This is a genomic window from Lacticaseibacillus parakribbianus (assembly GCF_025490915.1).
Classification (GTDB): Bacteria; Bacillota; Bacilli; order Lactobacillales; family Lactobacillaceae; genus Lacticaseibacillus; species Lacticaseibacillus parakribbianus.
On record NZ_JANQBA010000019.1, the window covers coordinates 1 to 23,200 of the forward strand.

23 protein-coding genes and 1 tRNA gene are annotated in these 23,200 nt (G+C 60.1%); 3 read left to right on the plus strand and 21 right to left on the minus strand.

The features are described from left to right. Positions 1–84: 84 nt before the first annotated feature. Positions 85–609 carry a P-loop NTPase family protein gene (locus NUH19_RS12240; protein WP_262316835.1) on the minus strand — a complete coding sequence of 175 codons (525 nt, stop codon included), beginning with the start codon at positions 607–609 and terminating at the stop codon, positions 85–87. Between the two features lie 179 nt (positions 610–788). Beyond that, entirely contained in the window at positions 789–1,622 is an 834-nt protein-coding gene (locus NUH19_RS12245; protein ID WP_262316836.1) for a YitT family protein, read from the minus strand. Between the two features lie 162 nt (positions 1,623–1,784). Between NUH19_RS12245 and NUH19_RS12250 the strand changes: the two genes are divergently transcribed. Beyond that, positions 1,785–2,255, plus strand: a complete 471-nt coding sequence (locus NUH19_RS12250) for a Dps family protein (RefSeq protein ID WP_262316862.1) — start codon at positions 1,785–1,787, stop codon at positions 2,253–2,255. A 293-nt stretch (positions 2,256–2,548) separates the two neighbouring features. Here NUH19_RS12250 and NUH19_RS12255 read toward each other — a convergent pair whose 3' ends face one another. Further along, on the minus strand, positions 2,549–3,079 hold the full coding sequence (locus NUH19_RS12255) for a ClbS/DfsB family four-helix bundle protein (RefSeq protein ID WP_262316837.1): 531 nt from the start codon (positions 3,077–3,079) through the stop codon (positions 2,549–2,551). Positions 3,080–3,281: 202 nt separating this feature from the next. On the opposite strand from NUH19_RS12255, the gene NUH19_RS12260 reads away from it, so the two are divergent. Further along, complete coding sequence (locus NUH19_RS12260; RefSeq protein WP_262316838.1) at positions 3,282–5,132, plus strand: hypothetical protein; 1,851 nt, start codon at positions 3,282–3,284, stop codon at positions 5,130–5,132. Between the two features lie 125 nt (positions 5,133–5,257). Here the strand turns inward: NUH19_RS12260 and NUH19_RS12265 are convergent, their stop codons facing one another. From NUH19_RS12265 to NUH19_RS12325, 13 genes are all read right to left on the minus strand, one after another. Then, on the minus strand, positions 5,258–5,554 hold the full coding sequence (locus tag NUH19_RS12265) for a hypothetical protein (RefSeq protein WP_262316839.1): 297 nt from the start codon (positions 5,552–5,554) through the stop codon (positions 5,258–5,260). Positions 5,555–6,013: 459 nt separating this feature from the next. Continuing rightward, positions 6,014–6,607: a GNAT family N-acetyltransferase gene (locus tag NUH19_RS12270; RefSeq protein ID WP_262316840.1), complete on the minus strand. Its 594-nt coding sequence runs from the start codon at positions 6,605–6,607 to the stop codon at positions 6,014–6,016. A gap of 86 nt (positions 6,608–6,693) precedes the next feature. After that, complete coding sequence (locus tag NUH19_RS12275; protein WP_262316841.1) at positions 6,694–7,962, minus strand: hypothetical protein; 1,269 nt, start codon at positions 7,960–7,962, stop codon at positions 6,694–6,696. A 12-nt stretch (positions 7,963–7,974) separates the two neighbouring features. Then, a complete protein-coding gene (locus tag NUH19_RS12280) occupies positions 7,975–9,171 on the minus strand; it encodes a hypothetical protein (RefSeq protein ID WP_262316842.1) in 1,197 nt (398 codons plus the stop codon). After that, positions 9,164–9,856 carry an ATP-binding cassette domain-containing protein gene (locus NUH19_RS12285; RefSeq protein WP_262316843.1) on the minus strand — a complete coding sequence of 231 codons (693 nt, stop codon included), beginning with the start codon at positions 9,854–9,856 and terminating at the stop codon, positions 9,164–9,166. The genes NUH19_RS12280 and NUH19_RS12285 overlap by 8 nt, the downstream gene beginning before the upstream one ends. Before the next feature lie 112 nt (positions 9,857–9,968). Further along, positions 9,969–10,802 (minus strand): Fic family protein, encoded by an 834-nt coding sequence (locus NUH19_RS12290; protein WP_262316844.1) that lies wholly within the window; start codon positions 10,800–10,802, stop codon positions 9,969–9,971. Between the two features lie 75 nt (positions 10,803–10,877). Beyond that, a complete protein-coding gene (gene rpsR, locus NUH19_RS12295) occupies positions 10,878–11,114 on the minus strand; it encodes a 30S ribosomal protein S18 (RefSeq protein ID WP_225049327.1) in 237 nt (78 codons plus the stop codon). Positions 11,115–11,139: 25 nt separating this feature from the next. Further along, entirely contained in the window at positions 11,140–11,712 is a 573-nt protein-coding gene (ssb, locus tag NUH19_RS12300; RefSeq protein ID WP_262316845.1) for a single-stranded DNA-binding protein, read from the minus strand. A 37-nt stretch (positions 11,713–11,749) separates the two neighbouring features. Next, the gene (gene rpsF / locus NUH19_RS12305) at positions 11,750–12,046 is read right to left on the minus strand and encodes a 30S ribosomal protein S6 (protein ID WP_262316846.1); all 297 of its coding nucleotides are present in this window, start codon (positions 12,044–12,046) and stop codon (positions 11,750–11,752) included. 388 nt (positions 12,047–12,434) lie between these two features. After that, entirely contained in the window at positions 12,435–13,406 is a 972-nt protein-coding gene (locus tag NUH19_RS12310) for an aldo/keto reductase (RefSeq protein WP_262316847.1), read from the minus strand. Positions 13,407–13,680: 274 nt separating this feature from the next. Further along, positions 13,681–14,688, minus strand: a complete 1,008-nt coding sequence (locus tag NUH19_RS12315) for a lipid II:glycine glycyltransferase FemX (protein WP_262316848.1) — start codon at positions 14,686–14,688, stop codon at positions 13,681–13,683. A 15-nt stretch (positions 14,689–14,703) separates the two neighbouring features. Next, the gene (locus NUH19_RS12320; RefSeq protein ID WP_262316849.1) at positions 14,704–15,951 is read right to left on the minus strand and encodes a carboxylate--amine ligase; all 1,248 of its coding nucleotides are present in this window, start codon (positions 15,949–15,951) and stop codon (positions 14,704–14,706) included. Positions 15,952–16,435: 484 nt separating this feature from the next. Continuing rightward, positions 16,436–16,521: transfer RNA gene (locus NUH19_RS12325), tRNA-OTHER, on the minus strand. Between the two features lie 143 nt (positions 16,522–16,664). Between NUH19_RS12325 and NUH19_RS13130 the strand changes: the two genes are divergently transcribed. Continuing rightward, a complete protein-coding gene (locus tag NUH19_RS13130) occupies positions 16,665–17,501 on the plus strand; it encodes a L,D-transpeptidase (RefSeq protein WP_338085569.1) in 837 nt (278 codons plus the stop codon). Positions 17,502–18,168: 667 nt separating this feature from the next. Here NUH19_RS13130 and NUH19_RS12335 read toward each other — a convergent pair. The 5 genes from NUH19_RS12335 to NUH19_RS12355 form a co-directional block, all read right to left on the minus strand. Then, positions 18,169–19,260, minus strand: coding sequence for a hypothetical protein (locus NUH19_RS12335; RefSeq protein WP_262316850.1), 1,092 nt, complete (start codon positions 19,258–19,260; stop codon positions 18,169–18,171). A 50-nt stretch (positions 19,261–19,310) separates the two neighbouring features. Next, entirely contained in the window at positions 19,311–19,982 is a 672-nt protein-coding gene (locus tag NUH19_RS12340; RefSeq protein ID WP_262316851.1) for an ABC transporter ATP-binding protein, read from the minus strand. Beyond that, positions 19,979–21,226: a hypothetical protein gene (locus NUH19_RS12345; protein ID WP_262316852.1), complete on the minus strand. Its 1,248-nt coding sequence runs from the start codon at positions 21,224–21,226 to the stop codon at positions 19,979–19,981. Before NUH19_RS12345 ends, NUH19_RS12340 begins: the two co-directional genes overlap by 4 nt. A gap of 513 nt (positions 21,227–21,739) precedes the next feature. Beyond that, a complete protein-coding gene (locus tag NUH19_RS12350) occupies positions 21,740–21,961 on the minus strand; it encodes a hypothetical protein (RefSeq protein WP_262316853.1) in 222 nt (73 codons plus the stop codon). 474 nt (positions 21,962–22,435) lie between these two features. Continuing rightward, a complete protein-coding gene (locus tag NUH19_RS12355; RefSeq protein WP_262316854.1) occupies positions 22,436–23,140 on the minus strand; it encodes an MgtC/SapB family protein in 705 nt (234 codons plus the stop codon). Positions 23,141–23,200 lie beyond the last annotated feature (60 nt).

Here is a 23,200-nt window from a genome sequence, read left to right on the forward strand (position 1 = left end):
GGACCAATTTCCCGTCAACTCATTTGCCTCGCGCTTGCGAAAAGCGGACGGCCACAGCCGGCGGCCGGTCGCGCCAAGGGTGCGTCACCGCGTCAGCGCCGCCAGCACCGCGGCCTTTTCCCGGGTGTTATGCGCGACCCACAGCCGCTGGTTCGGCCGCCGGGCGGCCAGCAGCGGCGCGATGTTTTGGCCGAACCGCGCGTTGTAATCCCAGACGTAGCCAAGAAAGTCCAGGTAGTCGCGGTCCAGGTGTTCGACGAAGCCCGGCGCCATGTCCGGGCGGGTGCTGGGGTCGCGGCGAAACGCCAGCGAGCGGCGAATCACCCGGGCGATCGACACCACCCGCGGCGCTGTCAGCAGCACGATGGTGTCGGCCTGTTCCAGCCGCAGCGGCATCGTGCCGCCGTAGTTGCCGTCGATGATCCAGTCGCGGTTGGCCGCCATGAACGCGCGTTGCGCCTGGGCGAACTTGAGCTTGGCGACGTGGCCGTAATCCATGGTGTGCCACACGGTGTCCAAGGATAAAAGCGGCCAGCCGGTGGCCGCGGTCAGCCGCCTGGCAAAGGTCGACTTGCCGGTGCCGGCGTTACCAATCAGCATGATGCGCATGTTGCGTTCCTCCTTGTGATGGAATGTGTTTCACAATTAATCGCCGTCGACCGAGCTGGCCTCGCCACCGAACGGCTGCGGCCCCCTTGCCGGTTTCCCCCGAACGGGGCGACGCGGGGCGGCCGCTCGGTTGGCGCCGCGGGGTTCGGCGGCTGCCGCCACCGCGCTAACGGCCGGCCTCACAGCAGCTTGCTCAGCTGCAACCCCCGGACGCTTCGCACCTGATCGGCGACAATCAAGGCGTTCGGGTCGGCGGCGGCAACAATAGCCAGCGCCTGGGGCCACGCCGCGTTGGTGCAGACGAAGTACAGAATCTCCTGCGGCTTTTGGCTGTGAAAACCGGTCGCGGCAAGCATCGTCACCCCCTGCCCCAGCGCATCGGTCAGCGCCTTGGCAATCGCCTGGTTGTGCGGCGACACCACCATCAGCGAGTGCTTGGCGCCGAAGCTGTCGAGGTAGCGGTTGAGCACCACCGCCGACACGTAGAGCTCAAGCACCGTCAGCAGCATGTTTTGAAAGCCGATAATCAGCCCCGACGGCACCGCAACGCACAGGTCGAACATCAAGGTCGCCGTGCCGTTTTTCATGCCGAAGTACTTGTTGATGATTTTGGCCAAAATGGTGCTGCCGGCGATGGTCCCGTTGGCGCGAAAAATGACCCCCATCGCCACGCCCATCAACACGCCGCCGAACACCGCAGCAATCACGGATTGGCTGGTGTGGAAGCCGGCGATCACTGGCAACCGCAGGAACCCGGAGATGCACACGATTGCCCACAGCGTGTAACCGATGGTGCGGCGATCCAAAAAGCGCAACCCAAGGACCAGCAACAGGCCATTGAGCACCAGGTTGGTCAGCGCCGGGCTGATGTTCAGCGCGTAATAGCCGACGGTGGTCAGCCCGGTGACCCCGCCTTCGCCGATGCGGTTGGGAATCAGGAAGTAATTGATGGCCAGCGCGTAAATCGCCGCACCCAAGGCGATCAGCGCCATATTTTGTGCTACTTTTCTCATTCTAACGCCTCCAGTCGAACCTTCACATTCTACACCCCCAGGCGCCATCCCGCTTGAGCATATTTCTTGGGTCCGAGTCGCGCCGTCGGTTACACTATAAGGGTCGATTGGAAGCGCTGGCACGCGTCTGCAAGGCAGGCGCATTAGGAGGAGAAACAGATGATGAGTGTTCCACAGACCAAGGAAACCCTGAACCAGCTGGTAGCAGACCTCAGCCAGATGAGCGCGGTGGTTCACCAAGTTCACTGGTACATGCGCGGCCCCGAGTTCCTGCACCTGCACCCCTTGATGGACGACTTCCGCGAGGACCTCGATGAACAGCTCGACGAAATCGCCGAGCGGCTGATCACGCTGGACGGCGAGCCGGTGTCGACGCTCGAGGAATTCGCCGACCTCACCGGCATCAAGGACGAGCACGGCACATTCGGCACCCCGACGCCGGAACGCCTGGCCATTTTGGTCGAAGGCTACCGCTACTTGGCCGACGTCTACCAGCACGGCATCGAGGTGTCCGGGGCGGAAGGCGACGACACCACCCAAGACATCTTCATCGGCTTCAAGGGCGCCACGGAAAAGCGCATCTGGATGCTGCAGGCCCAGCTGAACCAGGCCCCGCTGTTGGCGGAGGAATAGAGGGCAGAACCCGGCGCATTTAGCGGGACGGCTAGCCTAGCCGTGGCGCTTGGGCCCTGGGCTTGGGCCAAAGTGACGCGGCGTAGCTAGCCGCTCCCGCGTTGCCGGGTGGCGCCCGTTTAAAGTGCAGAGCCGAGCGCTTTTAGCGAACCGGCTAGCGCGGCGCCGGCACTTGCGCGGCTTGCGCCTCAAGCACTGAGATCGCCGGGACGCGTTCGCGCCGCCGCCCCGTATCAAAACGGTGCCGCCCCTCGCAAGTTCAATGCGAGGGGCGGCACCGTTTTTGGCGAGCTTTAATTGCTGGCCACCGCGTGTTGTTCGGCCAGCTGATGCGCGAAGCGGTCCAGGACCTTGATGCCCCAGGCGAAGTGCTGCGACGAGACCATCGCCGCGTATTCCCCCAGCGCCATCGAGCCGGTCCAGGGGTAGAAGCCGCGCAGGAACAGCTGCTCGTTGGTCAGCTGCTCGTACTGATCCATAATTTTGCCGTATGCGCTTTCAAACAACTGCCGAGCGTCACTCAGCGTGGTGTCAACGTGCTCGGCCTGAATCTTGCGGCCGAGCTTGCCGACCGTCTGCCAGGTGTAAGGCTGCGGCAGGAAGCGCTTGGCGTCGCCGGCGAGGTTCGCCTGGCTCCAATCCAGGTACAGGTCCTCCCAGGCGGCCAGCTGCACGAACACGTCGCGCAGGTTGTGGTCGCGGCCCTTGAACGCAAAGGCGGCGGCCTGCTCGCTCGGGCTCAGCGCGTCGACTTGCGCCACCAGCCGGTCGTGGTGCCGGTAAGTGCTGAGAATTAAGTCTTGTCTTGTTTGTGGTTTTGCCATTTTCTCTCCTCCCTTGGGTTCGAATTCAAGCCAACCTAAAACTGACTCCGCCTCAATGATGGGCCACTTACCGGCAACTTGCAAGGCCACCGCGACGTTTCCCGGGAAATAATCTCAAGAAAAATGCACCTCGAGCCCGATGTCCCGACACCCGAGTTTGCTACAATATAAATATAATGATGTATTAGGGGGAAAATGACCTATGTTGGGACTGTTCTTAGGGATTACGCTGCGCTTCACCGCGGCCGGGGTGGCGGTCGGCCTGATCGGCGCGATCGCCCTGGCCGTCCGGCACCGCGCCGGCCGCGCCTGGCGCCTGGCCGTGACCACGGTGCTGCTGTTCGCGCTGATGCTCGCCTTGATTTACTTCGCGCTGCCGGAGCCAAGCCTCGCCACCACGGTTTTGTGGAACCTGCTGACCGGCACGGTGGCGGCTTTGATCACCGCCAGCTTCGCCGGTGGCGGCGCCAAGATTGACTGGACCAAGTTCGCCACGGCCGCCGGCAAGCACGGCAAGGCGCCGCGCCAGGACGTGACGCCAGGCGCCAAGAGCCACAAGCCGACCGGACTGGCCAAGCCCTTTTTGCGGCTGGCCGGCGCCGGTTTTGTGCTGAGCCTGATTGCGATGGCCGTGTTTGCCATCATGGGCGTCGTCGACGCCAAGCAGGTCGCCAACAACGCGCCGGTGATCAGCTACCAATCGACGACCAAGGCGCCGCTGCCGGTGGTCGGCGGCAAAAAGGCCCAGGCGCCGGTGGTCAACGCGCCGGCGACCGTGCTGACTCAGGTCAACAACTCGCTGAGCAACATTCCGAACGCCAACGTCTACGCGGTCGACCACGTCCGGGCCCAGATCAACGGCGGCAAGCTGGTTTACGTGGCGCCGCTGGATTTTGACGGCAGCTTTTTCCGCTACCTGCGCTACAAGCAGGTCGACGGCTACTTCAAGGTCGACGCGACCAGCAAGTCGGCCTCGCCGCGTTTTGTGAAAAAGGCGATGCGCTACACCCCGGCCGCCTATTTTGGCCAGGACGCGCGGCGCCTGATGTACGCCGCCACCGCGACCTCCGGCTACGTGATGATGAGTAACACCCCGCAGCTTGAAATCGCCGAGGACGGCACCCCGTACTACGTCGCCACCCTGGTGCGGCGCTACGGCGTGACCAACCGCCAGGATTTCCGCCACAAGGCCGTCGTGACCCTGAACGCGGAGTCCGGCCAGCTGCATTTTTACCGCAACCTAGCGCAAAAGCCGGATTGGCTAGACGTCGCCATCGACCCGACCACCGCAAGCAGCCAGGTCGCCGCGTGGGGTGCCGAGCGCAACGGCTGGTGGAACGCCAACGGCTGGGGCGGGGCTCGCAACGGCGTGATGGTCGCCGTGACCGGCGCCGGCACCGAGGGCCACGACAACGACGTGACCCCGGTGATGTACGACGGGCAGATCTACTACCAGCAGTCTTTGACCTCGGCCAAATCCGCGCAGACCTCGGTGATGGGCTACACCTTCACCGACGCGGCGACCGGCAAGACCTACTACTACCGCGAGACGCACGACGCGATGACGCCGGACCGGGCTCAAAAGCTCGCCAAGGACATGATGAAGCAAACCGGCTGGAAGCCGAAAATGCCGATGCTGTACCGCATCGACGGCCGTCCGACCTGGGTCGTGTCGATGCTGGACTCCTCCGACGCCTTCCGCAGCTACGTCTACCTGCTGGCCAGCGGTAATGGCACCCAAAGCACCGTGGCCACCGGCAGCGACGCCGACGCGGCCCTGACCGCCTACCGGGCCCTGTTCGGCAGCGACCCGACCGCGGCCGCCACCGCCGGCAAAAAGACCAAGGTTCAAGGCACCGTCAACCGCGTCAGCCTGAGCGGCGACGCGATGAGCTTCCTGCTGGACGACGACCCCGTGGTCTACACCGTCAGCGTCAAAACCGACCCCCGAGCTCGCTTCATCATGGCCGGCGACAAGCTGACCTTCACCGCCCGAGTGGCCAAGGGCCTGGGCAGCGTGGCCGGCAAGGTGACGAACGGAACGCTGAAGTAAACCAGAGCGCAAGCCGGCGAACTTAGCGGGACGGGTAGCCTAGCCGCGGTGCTTGGGACCCGCACTTGAGACTAGCGAAGAGGGGGACCGCGTCAGCGGCCCCCCTCTTTCAATCGTCCCGGGTCTCAGATCCGCAACACTAAGTGCTCAACCAGCCACAAGCCCAGGTAAGTGCCGAAGGGAAACCAGGCGTTGAGCCGCGCGTAGATAAGCGCCTGCTCTCTGTCGGGCTTGCCCTTGCGCAAAAAGGCCACCAGCCGCCAACCCGCGGCGCCGAACACGACCCAGTAACCCCAGTTGCTGAGCGCAAAGCGGGTCAGCGGCGCGAATTGATTGAAAGCAAGGCTGTAGCCGAGCAGAATGAACAGTGCGATGTAAAAATCAATGGAAAGAGACTGAAACCACCTCTTGTGTTGACGCATGACGACCTCCTTTTGTGGCGATTGCGCCACGCAAAACGAGCCATTCACAGCCGTTGTAACCGTTTGCATCGCCAGTATACAGCCGACGGAATATTCAGTCAATCTCACCGCAGTACAAACACAATAAATGTCTGATTAAACTGTTCAAGAACGATTTCACCCGCTATCGAACCACACGGTATTTGACTGATTATTTCAACAATGATAGGTCGTGCTTGGCTCAACCCGTAGCGAACAACTGAACCGATCACGCGGCGTTAAGTCGCTTAATAGCAACGAAAGTCCGGCGTTTCGCTCCCGCCAAGCCACCGCGCCGCTGGTTCACCTGGCTCACTCGATGTCAACGGACGTGACACCAACGCGTCACGCCCCATCCACGTCAAAAAGACGATAGCCTTGCGACTATCGCCCGGATTTCCTCAGTAAGCTGACGGCGAATGCGGTCAGGCAAGGTCCAACCTACCGCGAGGAACCCGCATCGCCCAGCCCCTCCTCCACAAAGTGCGTCGGGTACATGTCCCAGTACTTCGGAAACGTCCGGCTCGCCTCGCCGTCGCGGTTGAGCAGGTACAGGCGAAAATGCACCGGGATGTCCTTGGGCTGCCACTGCTCCAGGTACGTGTACTGGTAGGTCATGCCCAGCCGCCGCATCACCGCGCCGCTGCGCGGGTTCTCGCGGTCGTGCGTCGCAGTCAGGAAGGGGTAGTCGGCCACCGGCAAGTGGGCGATCAGGGCCGCCCCGGCCTCGCTCATGTAGCCGTGACCCCAGAATTCTTGGGCCATGCCGTAGCCAAAATCATGGGCGGCGCTGGCCTCGGCGTGGATGAAGCCGATCAGCTGCCCCGTGGTTTTCAGGCAGATGGCCAGGGCCTCGCCGTCCGGGTCGTCCAGGTACTGCTGGTGCAAAAGCGCCGCCGCCGCGGCTTCGGTTTGCGGGGCGAACCACGGCAGGAAGCGGTTGACGACCGGGTCGTGCTGAATGGCGAAGAAGGCCGGCAGGTCGGCCGCAGCGAACGGCCGCAGCACCAGGCGGTCGGTGGTGATTGTGAGCATGGTTTTGCCTCCCATAAAACGCTTACTGTGCCTCCAGCATAACACAAAAAGGCGCCGCTCACCGGCGCCTTTTCCTCGTACCTGGCTCAGTTCAGCCACGGCCCCCGCTTGCGGTACCGCACGTGCTGGACGACAACGCCCAGCACCCAGGCAACCACCGTCCAGACGATCAGCACGGTCAACGCCCGGTGCAGTGGGATCAGCCGGAAATAATCCGCCCGGTCGGCCAGCGCCGGCGGGTTGGTGTATAACCCGGGAAATAATTGCCGAACCGGCAGCGGCAGCACCTCAAGAAACTTCAGCGGCAGCCCCAGAAAGGTCAGCGAGCACAGCAAGAGCACCAACAGCGGTTCGGCCACGAACTGCGTCACGACGTAGGCGACGCCGCTGAGCAGCACCGCCCAAAGCACGTACTGCGCAAGCGCCGTGCCGACGTACTGCCACACCGGCGTCACGATGACGGTCGCGGCGCTGGTGGTGATCAGCGGATACCCAAGCGGCCCCAGCGTGTGGCCCGAAAGCCCCGCGTTGATCGCCAGCGCCAGCACCACCGTCAGCGCCAGCACCGCCACGATGATGCTAAGCGTCACTGCGGCTCGCACCAGCACCATCGCCCAGTCGCGGCGCGGACTCATGCGCATCAGGTTCTCGGTGTTGTTGCGGCGGTCGAAGTTGAACACCAGGGCCAGCGCCAGCACGACGTAGCAGAGAAAAATCCAGGTCAAAGGCGTTCCGGCGTTCAGCTTGACGAAGCTTTGCTTCTTGTTGTCCAGCACGAGCACCTTGTAGACGTGCGACCCGTAGCGGCTCATGACGCCTTGCACCGCGGTCACCGCGCTGACCTTCTCGTCGATGATCTGCAGGCTGTTGATGCGGTGGTCGATGTAGTAGTGCAGGCTGGCGGCCATCGCGTCGGCGTTCAGCGACGCGGAACCGGCGTCGGTGGTGTTGATGACCTGCTTGAGCTCGTAGCTGTTGGCTAAAAGCGGCTCCTTGTCGATGGCGGCCAGGGTCAGCTTGTTGGCGGTCAGGTAATCGCGCTGGGCCAGCGGCCGGCGCAGGTCCCGCATCAGCTTGAGCATCGCCTTCGTGTCATTGGCCGGGCGGATTTTGACGGCGCCGACGTACTGTTTTTCCACCGCCGCCCGGGCCTTTTGCACCGCCTTGGCCTCGGAGTCCGTGGTGTAGTTCACGTAGCTGGGCGTTCTGACGCCGCCGAAGAAGCGATAGGTGGTGGGAATGACGCCCAGCGCGTGGCCGAGCGGTCCGGCGAACAGCAACAGCATCGCGATCAGCCCGGCCAGGTGCAGCAGCCAGGGTTGCTTGCGCAGTTCAAGGCGAATCTGTCCAAACATGGCGGCCCCTCCTCAGATCAGCTGGCGCCGGCGCAGAATCAGGGTGCAGCCGGCGTAAAGCAGCAGGCTCCAGGCCAACAGCACCACCACGCCGAAGCCGATGCCGGGAATCGACCAGCTGGTTTCGTGCAAAATCACCGAGTTGATCTGGAAGTACGCGGTCGGCAAAAACCGCGCGAGGCCGGCCGGCACCCGCGTCATCACCTGCGGGGCCCCCAGCAGGATGACCACCAGGCTGGCGACGATGTTGACGGCGAGGTTGCCCGAGTACAGGCTGACCAGAGTGCTGACCATCATGATGAACACCGCGACCGCCAACAGCAGCGCCAGGTACAGCAGCAGGAACTGACCGATGCCCATGATTGACACGTGCTGACCATCGGCGGAGTAGACGATCGGGTACTGCCAGGAACCGATCTCGAAGCGCTGCGCCGCCGTCACGTAGGCGATACCGCAGGCCGCCAGGAACAGCGGCACCGTCAGCACCAGGAAGCTGACCATCCGCGCGGTCAAGACGCCGAGCTTGCCCCGCGGGACGATGTTCAGGAAGTTGATCGTGCCGCGGCGTTTTTCAACCGTGAAGAGCTGGCCCAGCTGCACGGCAAACACGGCCAGCAAAAGCAGCGGCGACACGTTGTACAGGAAGGCGTAGGCGATGTAGTTGTTGGCCGGCGCGTCCTTTTTGGTCGCCGGCACCTCGACCAGCTTGTGCTTGACCAGATACTCGTAGTAGGCGACGTCCTTCTTGCGGCCCAGCAGGCTCTTGTCGGTTTTCTTGCCCGGCAGCGCGATGACGACCAGGTCCTTGCCCCGCCCGGCCTGCACCTCGCGCAGCGTGTAGCGCTCGTAGGCCAGGACCGCCTTTTCCGTCTCCAGCCGCGCCTTGGTCAGGTTGGTGGTGAAGACGTTGTCGAGGTCGGTGTGGGCCAGCTCGATGGTCTTGAGGTACTCGTGCTGGGCCATGCGCCGCTGCAGCTTGCGAACCGTCGCGGCGTCCGGATTCTTGATCGCCTGCAGCTTAGCCACGTGGGTCAGCAGCTTGTCGTCGGCGACGTTGTAGGCGTTGTAATTATCGTTGTCGGACTGATCGGCGGTGCTGCGAGCGGTGAAGTAGGTCACCAGAAGCAGCAGCGTGAAGGCGATCAAGATCACCAGGTTGGTGGTCGCCAGCCAGTTCTTCTTCAGGTCAAAATGGATCTGGTCATGCATGCACGGCCTCCTGCAGGAAGGTCTCGGTGTACAAGGCCATCATGTCCTGCCCGGAATTTTCGACGTCGTGGATGTGCTGGTCCTTCAGGAAAAACACCGAGTCCGACACCCGCCCGACGGAGTCCATCTGGTGCGACGAGACCAAAAGCGTCTTGCCTTCGGCCTTCAACTCGGCAAAAATCTGCTCGAACAGCTGAATCGACGTCGGATCCAGCCCGTTGAGCGGCTCATCGATGAACATGGTCTGGGCGTCGGAGACGATGTACATCGCCAAAAGGGCGTGTTGCTTCATGCCCAGACTGAGGTTCTTAATCTTCTTCTTGAAGTAGGACGCCATGCCCAGCTCGGCCACGGTTTTTTGGACGTCGACCTTGGACTTCCACATCTTCTTCACGTACTCGAGGTGGTCCTTGACGGTCAGGTCGGCGTACAGCTGGTTGGAATTTTCCAGGAAAAACAGCTGCTTGAGGTAGGCGGTGCGGTGCTGGTGCAAGTCGACGCCGTTGAGTGCGATGGTCGCCTTGGCGTCGGGCAAAAGGCCGCACAAGAGGCGCAGCAGCGTGGTCTTGCCGGTGCCGTTGGGGGCGACCAGGCCGATCACCTGACCATCCTGCAGGTCAAAGGCGACGTTGTCGAGAATCGGCTTGTCGTGAAACGCGAAGGTTAGGTTTTTGACGGTTAGCATGCTCTCATCCTCTGTTCATTTTTTCATCATTTTATCACTAAAGACGTGACATCGCTATCAATTTTTCGTTATTTGAGCATTAAAAAAACGCCGGGCCGAGGCCCGACGCACTTCACTGGTGGTTGCCTTGATCATCCGCTTCCAGGCGGCTGTCGCCGGCCGCCGCCTGCCGGTTCGCCTCGGCGAGCTGCAGGGTTGCGATTCGCGCCTGCAGCGTGGCCCGAACATTCGCCACGATAATCGCCGTGAATGGTGCCGCGTCACCGGTGGTCTGGCTGAGGTGCAGTGCCGCCATGTAGGCATCGCGGCTCGCCCGGTCCGGTTGAATGTTGATGACTGGGTAACCGAATTCCGTCAGCGCCAGGTTCATCAAGAGCCGCGCCGTGCGGCCGTTGCCATCGGCGAAGGGGTGGTTGGTAACGAAGCGCCGGTGCAGCTCGGCCGCGTATTTCACGGGGTGCAGCGTGACCTGGGCGGTGTGGCTCCAGTCAATCAGGTCAGCCATCGCCGCATTAATCGCGAAGGGTTCGGTGTAAGGCGTCTCCTCAAACCCGCTGGGCCACGCCGCGACGGCGCGGTACCGTCCGGCGTCGGGGTTATCCACCCGCCGCATTGCCAGCCGGTTCAAGTCGCGAACCGTGGTGGCGGTCAGCAGCTGCGGTCGCGCCGCCAAGTCCATCATGTAGTCATAGGCGCGGTTGAGGTCCATCGCATCGAGAATCTCGGCCACCGGGGCCCCGTGAATCGTCATGCCGCGGTTGAGAATTGAGGCCGTCTCGTACTTCGTCAGGGAACTGCCCTCAATCGCGTTCGAGGACCAGACGTGCTCGATTCGCACATCCTCCTCCAAGGCTCGCACCTCGGCCGCCGCCAGCGGACGAAAGGCCGCCATCTTGGCCTGAAGCGCGGTCAGTTCGGCCAGCGCCTGCACTTCGTCAGTCATCATGTCACCTCCTGATTGGATTATAACAGGCCCGAGCCATAAAAAAAACGCCGGACCGAGGCCCGACGTTTCGCGCGATTAGTCTTCCGCAACGAACGGAAGCAGGCCCATGATGCGGGCACGCTTGATCGCAACGGTCAGCTTGCGCTGGTTCTTAGCACTGGTGCCGGTCACCCGACGAGGCAAAATCTTGCCGCGTTCGGATACGAACCGCTCCAGCAGGTTGGTGTCTTTGTAATCGATGTATTCGATGTGGTTAGCGGCGATGAAGTCGACTTTACGACGACGACGGCCACCACGACGCTGTTGTGCCATGTGTGTCACTCCTTTTCAAGAATTCTTAGAACGGCAAATCATCATCGGAGATATCGATCGACTTGCCGCTATCGGCGAAGGGATCGCCCGTGTTGGTCGGGGTGCTTGGCGCCGCCGGCCGCGATGGGTTCGTGTTGCCACTGTTGTTGTTCGATGATGAGGCGGGGTTTTGGCCAAAAGCCGGGGCGGCAGGCTGTTGGGCCTGGTAGCCTTGGTTTTGACCGTAGCCTTGGTTCGAATTGCCCGTTGCGGGTTCGGCCGGCCGCGCTTGGGTGGTCGCCCGGGACTCGAGCAAAGCAAAGTTATCAACGACGACTTCGGTGACATAGACCCGCTGGCCTTGATTGTTGTCGTAGTTACGCGTCTGGATGCGGCCTTCAATCCCAATCAGCGACCCCTTGCGCGTGAAATTGCTGAGGTTCTCAGCGCTTTTACGCCAGATGACGCAGTTGATGAAGTCGGCCTCGCGCTGACCCTGCTGGTTCGTGAACTGCCGATCAACGGCAAGTGTGAACGAACCGACGGCGGTACCGCTTTGCGTGTAGCGCAGCTCGATATCGCGGGTCAGGCGACCAGTCAAAGAAACGTTGTTGATCATTCCTTCAGCTCCCCTTCGTAAAAATGTTGGCTATGAATTAGTCTTCGCGAACCACGATCATCTGACGCAGAATATCGCCGGAGATCTTGGCAAGACGATCGAATTCATCGACAGCCTTCGCATCGTTAGCAGTCAAGTTCACGATGTGGTAGATGCCTTCGTTGTACTTCTTGATTTCATAGGCCAGCTTACGCTTTTGCCAATCCTTGGAATCAATGATGGTGGCACCATTTTCCTTCAGAATATTGTCAAAACGTTCAACCAGTTGTGCCTTAGCTTCTTCATCCATGTCAGGACGAATGATGTAAGTTACTTCATACTTAGTTTCAGCCATTTGACGTTCACCTCCTTATGGTCTTTGGCCCCTAGTTCCTAGGAGCAAGGAGTAAGCCGGCCCTAAGGCACATGCTCACAAATTAAAAGTGTACCATAAACGGCCCGGCGCCGTAAAGCTAATTCATGAAAACCCAGGCCGCCCGGATTGCCACCGCTTCCCGGGTTCGGCTGGGTTGCATCCCAACGCCCGGTTCCGAGTGGCTCGCACCCGCCCGTAGTCCCCCGTGGCAAGCCGCTGGTGCCAACGCGCCGGCCCCACGCGTCGCCGCCCAAAAGGCGGTGACCTTGGCGACAGCCGAGGCGTCGCGCATGCTGCGGGTTTTGACGACCATCGGTTCTTCCGCCTAGGCGACTCAGGCCCCACTTATTGATTACGCAAAACGACTTCAGTCCCCCGCTGCGAACGCAAAATCCGCCGGGGTTAGCGTTGGCCCGGCCGCCCCCAGCGTGTCCTCCAGCTGCGCCAGGTTGCGCGGCGCGAACAGCGGCAGGCAGGCGAAGGGCTGAACCGCGAAGAAGCCGAACACCACCTGAGTGATCGTCGCACCGGTGCGGTGAGCCAGCGCCACCGCCTGCTCGGCTCGGGCGAGGTTGGCCGGCGTCGCGTAGTCGCTGCCGGCCACCGCGGCGGCGCCGCCCTTGGCGAAGTGATGGAAAAAGCCGTTGGCCACGCCGGAGTACGGCATCGCCAAAAGCGCCGGCTGGGCCGCGTGGTAGTCGGCCAGCTTCCCGGTCAAGGCGACCAGCGTGTCGTCGCCACCCGGCGCCTTGTGGGCCACGCCGAGGTTGAACAGCGCCTCGTCGGCGACGAAGCCGCGGTAGCCGCGCGATTCACAGTAGGCCGCGGCTTCGGCGATGCGGTCGACCTGCCAGTTCGAGCAGCCGTAGTAGCGGATTTTGCCCTCGCGGCGGAAGGTCTCCATCACCTCGATCAGGGCCGCCACCGGCTGGCCGCGGTCGTCGCGGTGGTAAAAGTACAAATCGACGGCGTCGGTGTGAAGCGCCGTCAGCGACAGCTCCAGGTCGTGGCGCATGGCGGCCGCCGTCATCCGGCTGCGGTGGATGTCGGCGTCCGGCCGCTGCAGGTCCGGGTGGCCGCCCTTGGTGACCAGCACCACGTCCTGGCGCTTGCCGGAGCGCTGCAGCCAGTCGCCGACCACCCGCTCGGAGCGGCCGGTTTCGCCCGGCACCCAGTCCGAGTAGACCCGGGCGGTGTCAATCACGTTGCCGCCGAGGTCGAGGTAAGTGTCCAAAATCCGGTCGGCCGCGGCCCCGGCCCAGGTCAGCCCGGCGCTGGCGGTGCCCAGGCCGATGCTGCTCATAGTCAGTTCGGTATTGGGAATGATGATTTGCTTCATTGGCTCATCCTCCTATGCTTGCAATCGCTCAGATGATAACACATCACTCGCCGCTCGGCACGGATAGTGTCTTTGACTGGCTTAGAAGCTGATTGTGAATCTCCGGTCAACCCGCGCTTCTGCGCTCTGGGTTCGTCGAGCTACGAACCGCAACGCGGGAGCGGCTAGCTCCGCCGCGTCTCTTGGGACCAAGTTCGGGTCCCAAGCGCCACGGCTAGTCTACCCGTCCCGCTAAAACCGCGCTTCTGCGCTCTGGGTTCGGCTCCGCTCTGGATTACTTGGTGAACTTGTCGTAGGCTTCCTGGTTCAGCACGTAATCGATTTCGCCGAGGTACTCCAGGACGCCGCGGTCCGGGGCGAAGGGGTGCTTGAAGCGGTACAGGCCATCGGAGTTGTCCTCGGCCCAGACGCCGCCCATGTCGTAACGCGCGACGCCTTGCTCGGTCGCCCATTTGATCATGTCGTACTGCAGCACGTACGGCACCATCAGGCTGTTTTGGATGCGCTTAGAGCCGCCGAACACGTGCCAGGTCTTGTCGCCGAAGGTCAAGGCCAACGCGCTGGCCTGAACCTCGCCGTCGTACTTGGCGATGAAAATCTTGAGGTGACCGGTGCCGCCAAAGGCTTCGGCAATCCGCTCGAAGTAGGCCTGAGGGCGGTAGGTGATGCCGTGGATCTCACTCATGATCTTGTAGCAATCGAAGAAGTCCGGCACCAAGTCGATTGAATCGCCGGATTCCACGGTCACGCCGGCCTTGATGCCATGGCGAATCTTGGTGCGGGTCTTGCCGGTCATCGTCGCCATCACGCCGTCGATGTCCTTGCCGGCCACGTCCAGCACGATGTTGTAGCGCGGCTGGATGGTGTCGTGGTCGCCGGTGAACTGCCGGTTCCGCAGCACAAAACCGGCCTGTTCGAATTCCTGGTTCAGCTCATCACTGTACAAGACCTCCGGATCCATCCGCAGCAGGAAGACGTTGTGCTCGATCAAGGCCGGCTTGGCCTCGGCCACCAGCTTTTGGATCAAGGCGACGTCGGTGGGGTCTGCGACCGGCCCCTTGGAGCAGTAGGCGAAGGTGTCGCCGTTGGGGTCTTTGGTCATCAGAATCGACATCGCCGCGGTGATGGCGCCGCCGTCTTCCAGGTAGACGTACAGCGGCGTCCAGTTGTTTTTGACCTTGCCCCAGTTCACGGACTGGGTGACGGAGGTATACGGCGCCTTTTCCACGAAGGCCTCGTAGCGGTCCAGTTCGGCTTGGTCGTTCAGGTTTACGATTGGCATGTGCAGACTCCTTTTCTAGAAAATCCCGTCTTGTTCGCGCTTGGCCTTTTTCTCGGCGAAGCGCTTGGTGTAGCTGTCGTAGTACTTCTTGACGCGGTGGTTGCGGAAAATGGACTTGTCGGCGGCGTACTGCAGCGTGTTGGATGCCTTACCGGCCGCGATCAGTTCCTTCATGTGTTCCCGCACGTCCGAATGCTCGACGTTGGCCACGGCGTCGTCGGCGTTGACCCCCAGCCACAGGTAATCGGCGCGGTTGTAGTCGGTCTCGGTGAACGGCACGTTGAACAGCAACTCCTCCACGGCCGGGATCACCAGGTTGGTGCCGCTGGCGGTGGTGTAAAAGGCGGAGCGGCCCTGGCGTGGGTTCAGCTCGATCAGCTTGAACTCCTGATCCCGGGCGTCGAACTTAAGGTCGAAGTTACCAAAGCCGGAGTAGTGGATGGCCTTCACAAAGTGGATCAGCTTCTGCTCGATTGCCTCGTGGTGCTCGATGAAGGTCGCAACGTAATTGCCGACCAGGAAGTCGGACGGGTCCTGCAGCAGCTGGCGGCCCATCGTGATCTGCCGCACGTTGTGGTCGCGGTCGGCGTAGAAGTTCACCGTGTACATCGAATCGTCGCCGCCGGGGATGAAGTCCTGCAGCAGGATGTTGCCGTCGTAACCGGCCGCGTAGGTGCGTTGAATCATGTCCAGGATGTCTTCTTTGTTCTGGAACTTGTAGGCCTTGCGCTGCCCCTCAAAGTCCAGGGCAATCTGCTGGGCGGCGTCGGCGGGTTTCATCGCGACCGGAAAATCGATCGCGAGAGCGGCCACTTTTTGCTTGTAGTCGTGCTGGTTGACCACCACCGTCGTCGGGTACGGCAGGCCGTTTTGCTCGCACAGGGCGTAGAAGTGGTCCTTGTAGTAAACGTCGTCGAGCACGGCGAGGTCCGGGTACGGAATCCAGACCACGTCCTTGAGCGCTTCGCGGTTGCGAATGCCCAGCTCGACGTACTCGTCGCCGGCCATGCACAGGATCGGCTTGACGCCTGGCACCCCGAACTTCGCGGCGAGGTCCTTGATCGCCTGAACGAAGGTCGCGTCCTCCTTGAGCCCGTCGACGATCGTCACGTCGCAGATCTGCGAGTCACGGGTCATGATGAGCGGCGCGACGCCGACACAGTGGGTCTTGACGCCGTAAGCCTCGTGGAACGAGCGGGCCATCTGGTAGCCGTTGACGTCCGTCCCGACCATGATTGGAACAATTTTACTAGTATCGACCATAATTATAGCTCCCGTATGTTTGGTGTCGGATCAATCGCCTTTTATTATGCCACAAAAGCCGCCGCCCTGCCGCCTTGCCGGGCCGATTGCCCGGGGCTTTGCGGAAAATTAAGCGAGCGGCAGACGCCAAAAAGGCCCCGAGTGTCATCCCTGGGGCCGAGCAAATCGATTCGAAGAAGCCGAAGGTATCCTTCACCGCAGCCAGCGCCTGCGCCCGTTCCTTCGCGCTGACACGCTCAACGACTCGGCCGCTCCGTGCCACGAAGTCGTAGCCGAGCAGACCGGTCAAAATGACGTGGCCGTGAATCTGGTGTCCTGTTAGCTCGAATTGAAACGGCGGTCAAATACGCATGCTGCTGCTAATCGGCAAGCCAACACCCCTCCCCGTTCGGGCATTGTATGCGGCGTCCGACACCCGACCGACCTTTTTGCGTTCGTCTCCGACAACAAAAAAGGCCCCCGGCGACCGCCGGGAACCCGCATAAGGAGAGCGAAGGGATTGAACCTCCGTACGCTTTCGCGCCCACAGGCTGCAAGCAGCCCGCAACATTACCACTCTGCCAACTCTCCAAAACAACAGGGATTAGTATAGCATCGATGCCGCTTTCTGTAAAGCCGCGCGTTAAGGAACGCTAAAAACGCCGCGTCAGGGGTCACAGCAACGCTTCGTCCTGCTACAATGAGAAGTAACGAGTGATGGGAGGCATCAGCCGATGGCGAAGTGGCGAGAAACCGGCCGCGCAATGCGCGATTATCTGAAAACGCACCACCTGCGGCCCTGGGTTCGCTGGGCCGCGGCGGCCTTGGTGGTGCTCGCCCTGGTCGCCGGCGTCGCCTGGCGCAGCCACCGCCAGGCGCTGCAGCCGCCGCATGCGTCGACGGCCCAGGCCGCGGCCACCGGCGGCAAAAAGGTCGCCAGCAAGACAACCAATACCACCAAGGCCAAGGCAGCAGACCGGCAGACTGGCACCGCGGTCGCCGATCACGACACCGGCACCAAGACAACTACCGCCAAGCAGACCGCTGCGGCCAAGGCCGCCAAAGCTAAGGCCGCCGCGAAGAAAGCGGTCAAAGCCAAGGCCGCCAAGGCGAAGGCCGACGCCACGCCGGCCAACCTCGACTGGCGAGCCCCCTCGGAGGACAAGCCCTACCCCGACGCCGCGGCGATGCCCAACCTGCAGATTGTCGTGTCGCTGGCTAAGCAGCGCGTCTACCTGAAGGACGGCAACCGGCTGGTGTACACCATGTACTGTTCCAGCGGCACCGACAACACGACCCCACGCGGCGTTTTTCACATTCAGGCCGAACGCGGCGCCTACTTCTACAACGCACGTGAAAAGCTGGGGGCTCACTACTACACCAGCTTCTTGGACCACGGCGTCTACCTCTTCCACACCGTGCCGACCGACGCCTCCGGCCACTACATCGCCTCGGAGGCCGCTAAGCTCGGCAAGGAGCCCGGCTCCCATGGTTGTGTTCGGCTGAGCGTGGCCGACGCCAAGTGGATCAACGAGCATATTCGCGTCGGCACCCGCGTCACGATTGCGTGACCCGAGGTGCCGCAAAAGCGCCATCCCCGCACAAGCTAGCCGCGGTGATGGCGCCTTTTTGAATGCCGATCGGCGCGGTGCCGCGACGCCGAACACCAAAAGACCCGCCACCAGCACCGACTGATCGGATTTTCGATACAGCCGGCGCCGGCAGCGGGTCAGCACCCAGACACTTTTTCTTGCGATTATTGTAGCAGGCCCGCAACTAAAATTCAAAGCCGTGCCGGCAGCAACCAGTGCCCCAGCCCTTTAGAGACTAGACCAACTTCTTCGAGCCACCCCACCCAATCCTCGCATAACCAACCAAGGCGTCCCACCGAAGAAGAACTCCCAGAAAAGATCAAGTTGGTCCCCAACATCAGTTGACGCAGAGTCCTCATCTCATGCGTCTTCGTGAAGACTGCTATAACAATGTTTCAATCATTCAACAGGCACTAGGTAGGTTGTTTGCAGCGGCCCTCAGTCGTGCGTGCCTTGTATCTGTTGTTGCGGTGATTCCATTTTACAAGGACTCAGGCTACGCGTTTCTTCTATTTAGCTAAGTTGTGACACTTACGTTGTAAATTCATTCCGGTTGCGGTGAGTAGGTCCCCCCGCTAACTTAACAGGTTATTCGGCGAGCGCAGTCTGACCAAAGATGCGCTGCCGTTCGCACAAGGTGGCACTATCAGCCGCCCCCGTGGCTCGTCACGCGCAGTTGGCGAGCGACAGCGGCCACTGCCACCAGCGCCACCAGTACCAAAACTGCCGCCGGCCACCAACCATCCGTCTGCTCGGCCGTCAACGCCCTGCATTGTAACTGCGCGAACGGATTCGCGCTACCGGGGATGAAGCCCAATCCAATCGCAACCAGTAGCAAAAGCGCCAAACGTCCACTGAGCTGGCGCACCACCAGCGTTCCGAACTGATACCAACTAACTACCATCACCGTGCAGGGTAGCCAGTAACTAAGCTGGGTCAGCCACTGATGCCCCAGCGTCGAAGTGTTACTCAGCGGATAGCGCCACCCCACTTGCTCAGCACCGCCAAGCGCACACCCCCACAGCGTGGCGATTCCTACCGCAACCACTGTGAATCCAAGCAACAAGACCACGGTGAATCCGAGGTCCACGACCTGCAACTGCCAGCCCCTACGCGTGTTGAGCAACTGGAAGCGCCAGTTGGGCGTGTCGAAAAGCTCTCGCCACAATGTGCCACATCCAAAAGTGACAAACACCAAAACAGGTAACCACATCAAAAATGCTAAACAACGCTGGGCCAACGCGCGCGGCGCTAACGACCATATCGACCAGATTAGCGTCTGCTTGCTGGCCGCAATCTGCAAGGCCTTGTGCCGGCGCGCATTCAAGGCCGGTAATGTCATTTGAGCGAACGCCAAGCCGCTGTCGGGCTGCACCTTTTCCAGCTCCAGTGTCGTCGTCAACGCGACCGCGTAGTCGTCAGTAAAGCGCCGGTAATCCTTTGCCGCCAGTGCCAGGGCTGCGTGATGCTGAGCCGTGACTAACTGCTTTTTGATTGCCAAAGCTTGCCAGTATGGTTTTTCCGCCGTCTGTAGTTTTTGGGGCCGTGCCGGGGCCTGCTGCACCTCTTGGGCCAACGACTCGACCTGCCGATTCAGTCGCGCAACCAATGCCTGATCCTCCTGGCCCTTGCGCCAGTACGACACCCCGGCCACGCCGCTGCCGAACACCACCGCCCCGGCCGCCAGCATCCATAGCAGACGCGAGCGCCGCAAACGCCACCACCACAGCTCAAACATTGCCCTCACCCCATCTCACCACCAGCGTGTTTCTACTTTTTGGTCTTTCCTTAGTGGAACAGCGCCTCATACCGCGCCTCTGCATCCACCATCACCCGTTCTTCTTGAATCGCCGTGCCAACCTTGAACAAGTAGTGCTGCGTAACCTTCTCAAGCTCGGCCAAGTTATGCGACGACACCAACACGATTCGGCCGCTATCTTTCAGTGACATCAGCAGATCACGAATGATGATGATGGAATCCGGATCCAGACCGTTCAGTGGCTCATCCAGCAGCAGTATCGGCGTTTGCGGCAACAACGCCAAGGCAATGGCCACCCGTTGCTTTTGGCCCATGGACAGACGACCAACAGGTTGCTCAGCAAAAGCGGTTAATTCCAGCTGTTCAGACACGCGTGCAATCGCCGCCGTTTCGTGGTGCTGCCTTGCCACGAAGCGCAAGTGATCAACTGCTGAAAGGTGCGAATACAAGACGCTGGCGTCTTGTCCATAGGCAATTTTGTCAAAAACCACATCGGCACTAGGCGCCGCGCCATCTAGTGCAATGGTCCCGGATTGCGGCCGCAACAGCCCGCAAAGCAGGTCGAACAGCGTGCTTTTGCCACTGCCATTGGGTCCCACTAGTCCGTAAACCCCCGGCTGCGTCAGCGTCAAGCTCGCATGCTCATACACCGGGTGCCCCCGGTAAGCAAAACTCATTTGGTTCAAACTAATATCGGTCATGAAAGTCGCCTTCCTTTCACGGGAATCAAGGCGCCCATCAGCGCAAGAACCGCCACGGCGCTAATTCCGCCAAGTACATAGGGCCATACCGTGACGCTTGTACCAAGCACATGCGCCAAATAGTTACTGGCCACCCAGTCCCCATTCAAATAAGTCCACGGGTTAAACTTGCTGGCCGGCAGCGCGAAGAATAGCAGTGGCGAAACTACGCCAAGCATTAATCCGGCAACTCGGCTGGGCACGAAGCGGTTGACCAACATGGCCAGCGCGCTGTTAGCGGCTAAGATTGCAACCACCAAGCCAGCATAGCGGCCCAAGTAGCGTGCCAGTGGCGTCATTGTAATCTGCAGTGGCAAGAAAAAGTTCGCGTCATCTTTAGCCGTAATCCAAGCCCAGTGCGGCGTCACCAGCTTGCCGGCCACCCATGTCTGCACCGGATACCGCAGGTCACCAAGGCCGCTACGCACCGTGGCGTAAAGCAAAAACACACCGAATGCAGTGGTCACTAACGCCAGTGAAGCCACGAAATGGAAAACGAACTTAGTTAAAACCAACTGGTGCCACGACACATTTTGCAGCCGCAGCCACCGCACGTGATCGATGCGACCGTAACGCTCTAAAGCCAAGGTGTCCCCTAAAAATAAGTTCAAAACCGTCAGCCCAACCAGCAAGCCCCCGATTGAGGCCCACTGCCAAACCTGAGTCCAAGCGTTCGGATGGTACTGGCGCGTATGTGAGAAGAACGCCAAATCATACGCATCCATGTTCTGATTCGTTGCGGTCTCAGCATTTGTCGCGAAAACAAGTGGTAATATTGGGGTCACATTATGCTGGCGTAAATATTGTAGTTGGGCACGCGTTGCCTCGACTTCACCGGCATGAAGCGTACGGGCAATAAGATCGCTGCCCGGCGCAACATTCGGCAGCCCGCCCTTGAAGCTTTGCCACACACCATTCAACAGCGGCTTGGCGTCGTCAGACTTTAGTCGCTTTTTAAGTAGCTGATGCTCAACCATATCCTGTTTTGCCAATGCACGAGCGGTCTCACTGCTCGACTTGGCGTACCGCTTATCTAACATGATTCTGTTATTAACTTGCTCAACTTGCCAATCCTTGGCAACAGCCTGCTGATGCAGTTCAAGCTCCAGACAGCCCACCATTAACGCAGCCAAGATTAGCAGGCATAGCCACAGCCGACGACTGGACCGCCATTTCTTAAGTTCAAGGATTAGAAAGCCCCTCATCTTTATCCCTCCACTTTACTAATGCAAAAGCGTCCCTAAAAATATTTATCCGGCAAAAGTAACATCAGAGGCATTCACGCCAACTAAGGCATGTCTTCAAACTCGTAATCGTTCGTAACCTACGTATAATTCGCCTGTTCCGTCCTCAACCTGAGCTGTTGGCGTAAAGGACTGATTGGAATACTAATCCATCAGGATAAAATCAACGATAGACAATGATGCTGCAGTCGATTCCCCATTTCCAGCATCTGTTGCTGATTGGTCTTCAATTTGGGACAACCGCACTGTGCTGAATGATGTCTTTTGGCTGAGGTGGACAGAAGTACCATGACGTGATCCTCCCGAGCAGCTCAGCCCGGGAGAATCAGTGTACACGCCTCTGACGCGATGGTGTGCTTAAAACCATCTTTCGTTAATTTCGCGTTGCCGCAAAAATTAAAAAGCTATCCGCGTCAGCGAATAGCTTAACAAGCGAAGACACAGACCATTAGAAATTGTCAGCATAAAAAACTTTTACTGATAAAAGCCCTCATACATTCCATTTCCGACGTAGACAACTTGAACGAGAGTCTTCTCTCCCTTGAAACCAAAATCCGCTTTTTGCGGTAGCGTGCCGGAGCCGGGAGAAAACAGAACACACGTTCCCATGTACTGATCTGGATTGACAATTACTTCCTGAAGCGCTGATTTTGATGTTCTAGTTTGACTGGCTGCATCAACATTTGTTGGAGTCATCAACCCCATCAGGCACAAAAACCAACAGTAGCGCCAATAATCTTTTTCATGTTATCCTCCATCGGCCCATGTCTTCGTCTAGAGCATACGCTTTCAAATAGTGTTCGTCAATCATTTTACCGTTTTTACGAGATTTAAAAAATACGTAGCGCGTGCGCTAAAGGCTGGATATTCCTGATTTCACACTTTATTTACCAAAACCTAAAAGCCCAGTCCTCCGTAACAACGCCTTCGATTTAAGAATTAGTTGCTTCTTGCTTGATTCTTTTGCGGCAGGCAGAACAAAGTCAATCCTAAAACCGATTACCTCCGAGGGGGCTTACGAATCGCAAACGATTCGCCGTCCCCTTAATCCGCAGACGCACCCCACAGAAGCCTCGCCTTCTACTTCCGAGACAAATTACGTTATTTACTCCGTCTCTGGACCCCACAGTCCCCGTCGCCGCGTCATTTCAGACTTCCCGTATTCGGCCGTTACAGGCTGACGGTCTGAATGCGCATGATGTTCTTGTTCAGCGAGATGTCCTCGATGATATCCGCGTAGTTCATGTTGCGCGGGATTTCGATTTCGTAGATGTTGGTGTAGATCTGCGCGTCGTCGGTTTGGGTCACGCGGAAGTTGACGTCCGACACCGTGATGCCGTGAGCCTCGAAGTAGTTTTGGATGAACTCCTTGGTCTCCAACTTGTGGCGATACTGAATCTCGATTTTCTTCATCGTGTTGACGTGAACAATCTTCTTCATGAACATCAGCACCGAGATCACGACCACGGCGCTGGCAATCGCAATCTCGTAGTTGCCCATGCCGATAGCCAGGCCCAGGCCGGCCACGGCCCAGAGGCTGGCGGCGGTGGTCAGCCCCCGCACGGTGCGGTGCTGAACGATGATCGTGCCGGCGCCGAGAAACCCGATGCCGGACACCACCTGCGCGATCAGCCGCGCATCGTCGGCTCGCAGCACCCCGGACAGGCGGGGGTGGGCCAGCGCGGTGTTCAGCGCGTTGAAGCCGATCTCCTTTTGCACCAGCGCGATGATGCAGGCGCCGACGCAGACCAGCACGTGGGTCCGCAGCCCCGCCGGCCGGTTCTTGTGCTCGCGGTCGTAGCCGATCACGCCGGACACCACGACGGCCAAAAGCAGCCGCCCGATGATTTCCATTAAGCTTAATTCGTAAGTCATGAATGCCTCCTCACAATCGCACGTGATTGAACGCACGAATCTCGATTCGAAACCGCGAAC

Bases quoted from the DNA above. Each gene is read 5' to 3' on its own strand.
- NUH19_RS12310 (WP_262316847.1), bottom strand. From the start codon at position 13,406: ATGAAGCAAATCATCATTCCCAATACCGAACTGACTATGAGCAGCATC.
- rpsF (WP_262316846.1), bottom strand. From the start codon at position 12,046: ATGGCTGAAACTAAGTATGAAGTAACTTACATCATTCGTCCTGACATG.
- NUH19_RS12315 (WP_262316848.1), bottom strand. From the start codon at position 14,688: ATGCCAATCGTAAACCTGAACGACCAAGCCGAACTGGACCGCTACGAG.
- NUH19_RS12255 (WP_262316837.1), bottom strand. From the start codon at position 3,079: ATGGCAAAACCACAAACAAGACAAGACTTAATTCTCAGCACTTACCGG.
- NUH19_RS13130 (WP_338085569.1), top strand. From the start codon at position 16,665: ATGGCGAAGTGGCGAGAAACCGGCCGCGCAATGCGCGATTATCTGAAA.
- NUH19_RS12245 (WP_262316836.1), bottom strand. From the start codon at position 1,622: ATGAGAAAAGTAGCACAAAATATGGCGCTGATCGCCTTGGGTGCGGCG.
- NUH19_RS12275 (WP_262316841.1), bottom strand. From the start codon at position 7,962: ATGTTTGGACAGATTCGCCTTGAACTGCGCAAGCAACCCTGGCTGCTG.
- NUH19_RS12250 (WP_262316862.1), top strand. From the start codon at position 1,785: ATGAGTGTTCCACAGACCAAGGAAACCCTGAACCAGCTGGTAGCAGAC.
- NUH19_RS12280 (WP_262316842.1), bottom strand. From the start codon at position 9,171: ATGCATGACCAGATCCATTTTGACCTGAAGAAGAACTGGCTGGCGACC.
- NUH19_RS12285 (WP_262316843.1), bottom strand. From the start codon at position 9,856: ATGCTAACCGTCAAAAACCTAACCTTCGCGTTTCACGACAAGCCGATT.
- NUH19_RS12260 (WP_262316838.1), top strand. From the start codon at position 3,282: ATGTTGGGACTGTTCTTAGGGATTACGCTGCGCTTCACCGCGGCCGGG.
- NUH19_RS12355 (WP_262316854.1), bottom strand. From the start codon at position 23,140: ATGACTTACGAATTAAGCTTAATGGAAATCATCGGGCGGCTGCTTTTG.
- NUH19_RS12320 (WP_262316849.1), bottom strand. From the start codon at position 15,951: ATGGTCGATACTAGTAAAATTGTTCCAATCATGGTCGGGACGGACGTC.
- ssb (WP_262316845.1), bottom strand. From the start codon at position 11,712: ATGATCAACAACGTTTCTTTGACTGGTCGCCTGACCCGCGATATCGAG.
- NUH19_RS12240 (WP_262316835.1), bottom strand. From the start codon at position 609: ATGCGCATCATGCTGATTGGTAACGCCGGCACCGGCAAGTCGACCTTT.
- NUH19_RS12270 (WP_262316840.1), bottom strand. From the start codon at position 6,607: ATGCTCACAATCACCACCGACCGCCTGGTGCTGCGGCCGTTCGCTGCG.
- NUH19_RS12340 (WP_262316851.1), bottom strand. From the start codon at position 19,982: ATGACCGATATTAGTTTGAACCAAATGAGTTTTGCTTACCGGGGGCAC.
- NUH19_RS12290 (WP_262316844.1), bottom strand. From the start codon at position 10,802: ATGATGACTGACGAAGTGCAGGCGCTGGCCGAACTGACCGCGCTTCAG.
- rpsR (WP_225049327.1), bottom strand. From the start codon at position 11,114: ATGGCACAACAGCGTCGTGGTGGCCGTCGTCGTCGTAAAGTCGACTTC.
- NUH19_RS12335 (WP_262316850.1), bottom strand. From the start codon at position 19,260: ATGTTTGAGCTGTGGTGGTGGCGTTTGCGGCGCTCGCGTCTGCTATGG.
- NUH19_RS12265 (WP_262316839.1), bottom strand. From the start codon at position 5,554: ATGCGTCAACACAAGAGGTGGTTTCAGTCTCTTTCCATTGATTTTTAC.
- NUH19_RS12350 (WP_262316853.1), bottom strand. From the start codon at position 21,961: ATGACTCCAACAAATGTTGATGCAGCCAGTCAAACTAGAACATCAAAA.
- NUH19_RS12345 (WP_262316852.1), bottom strand. From the start codon at position 21,226: ATGAGGGGCTTTCTAATCCTTGAACTTAAGAAATGGCGGTCCAGTCGT.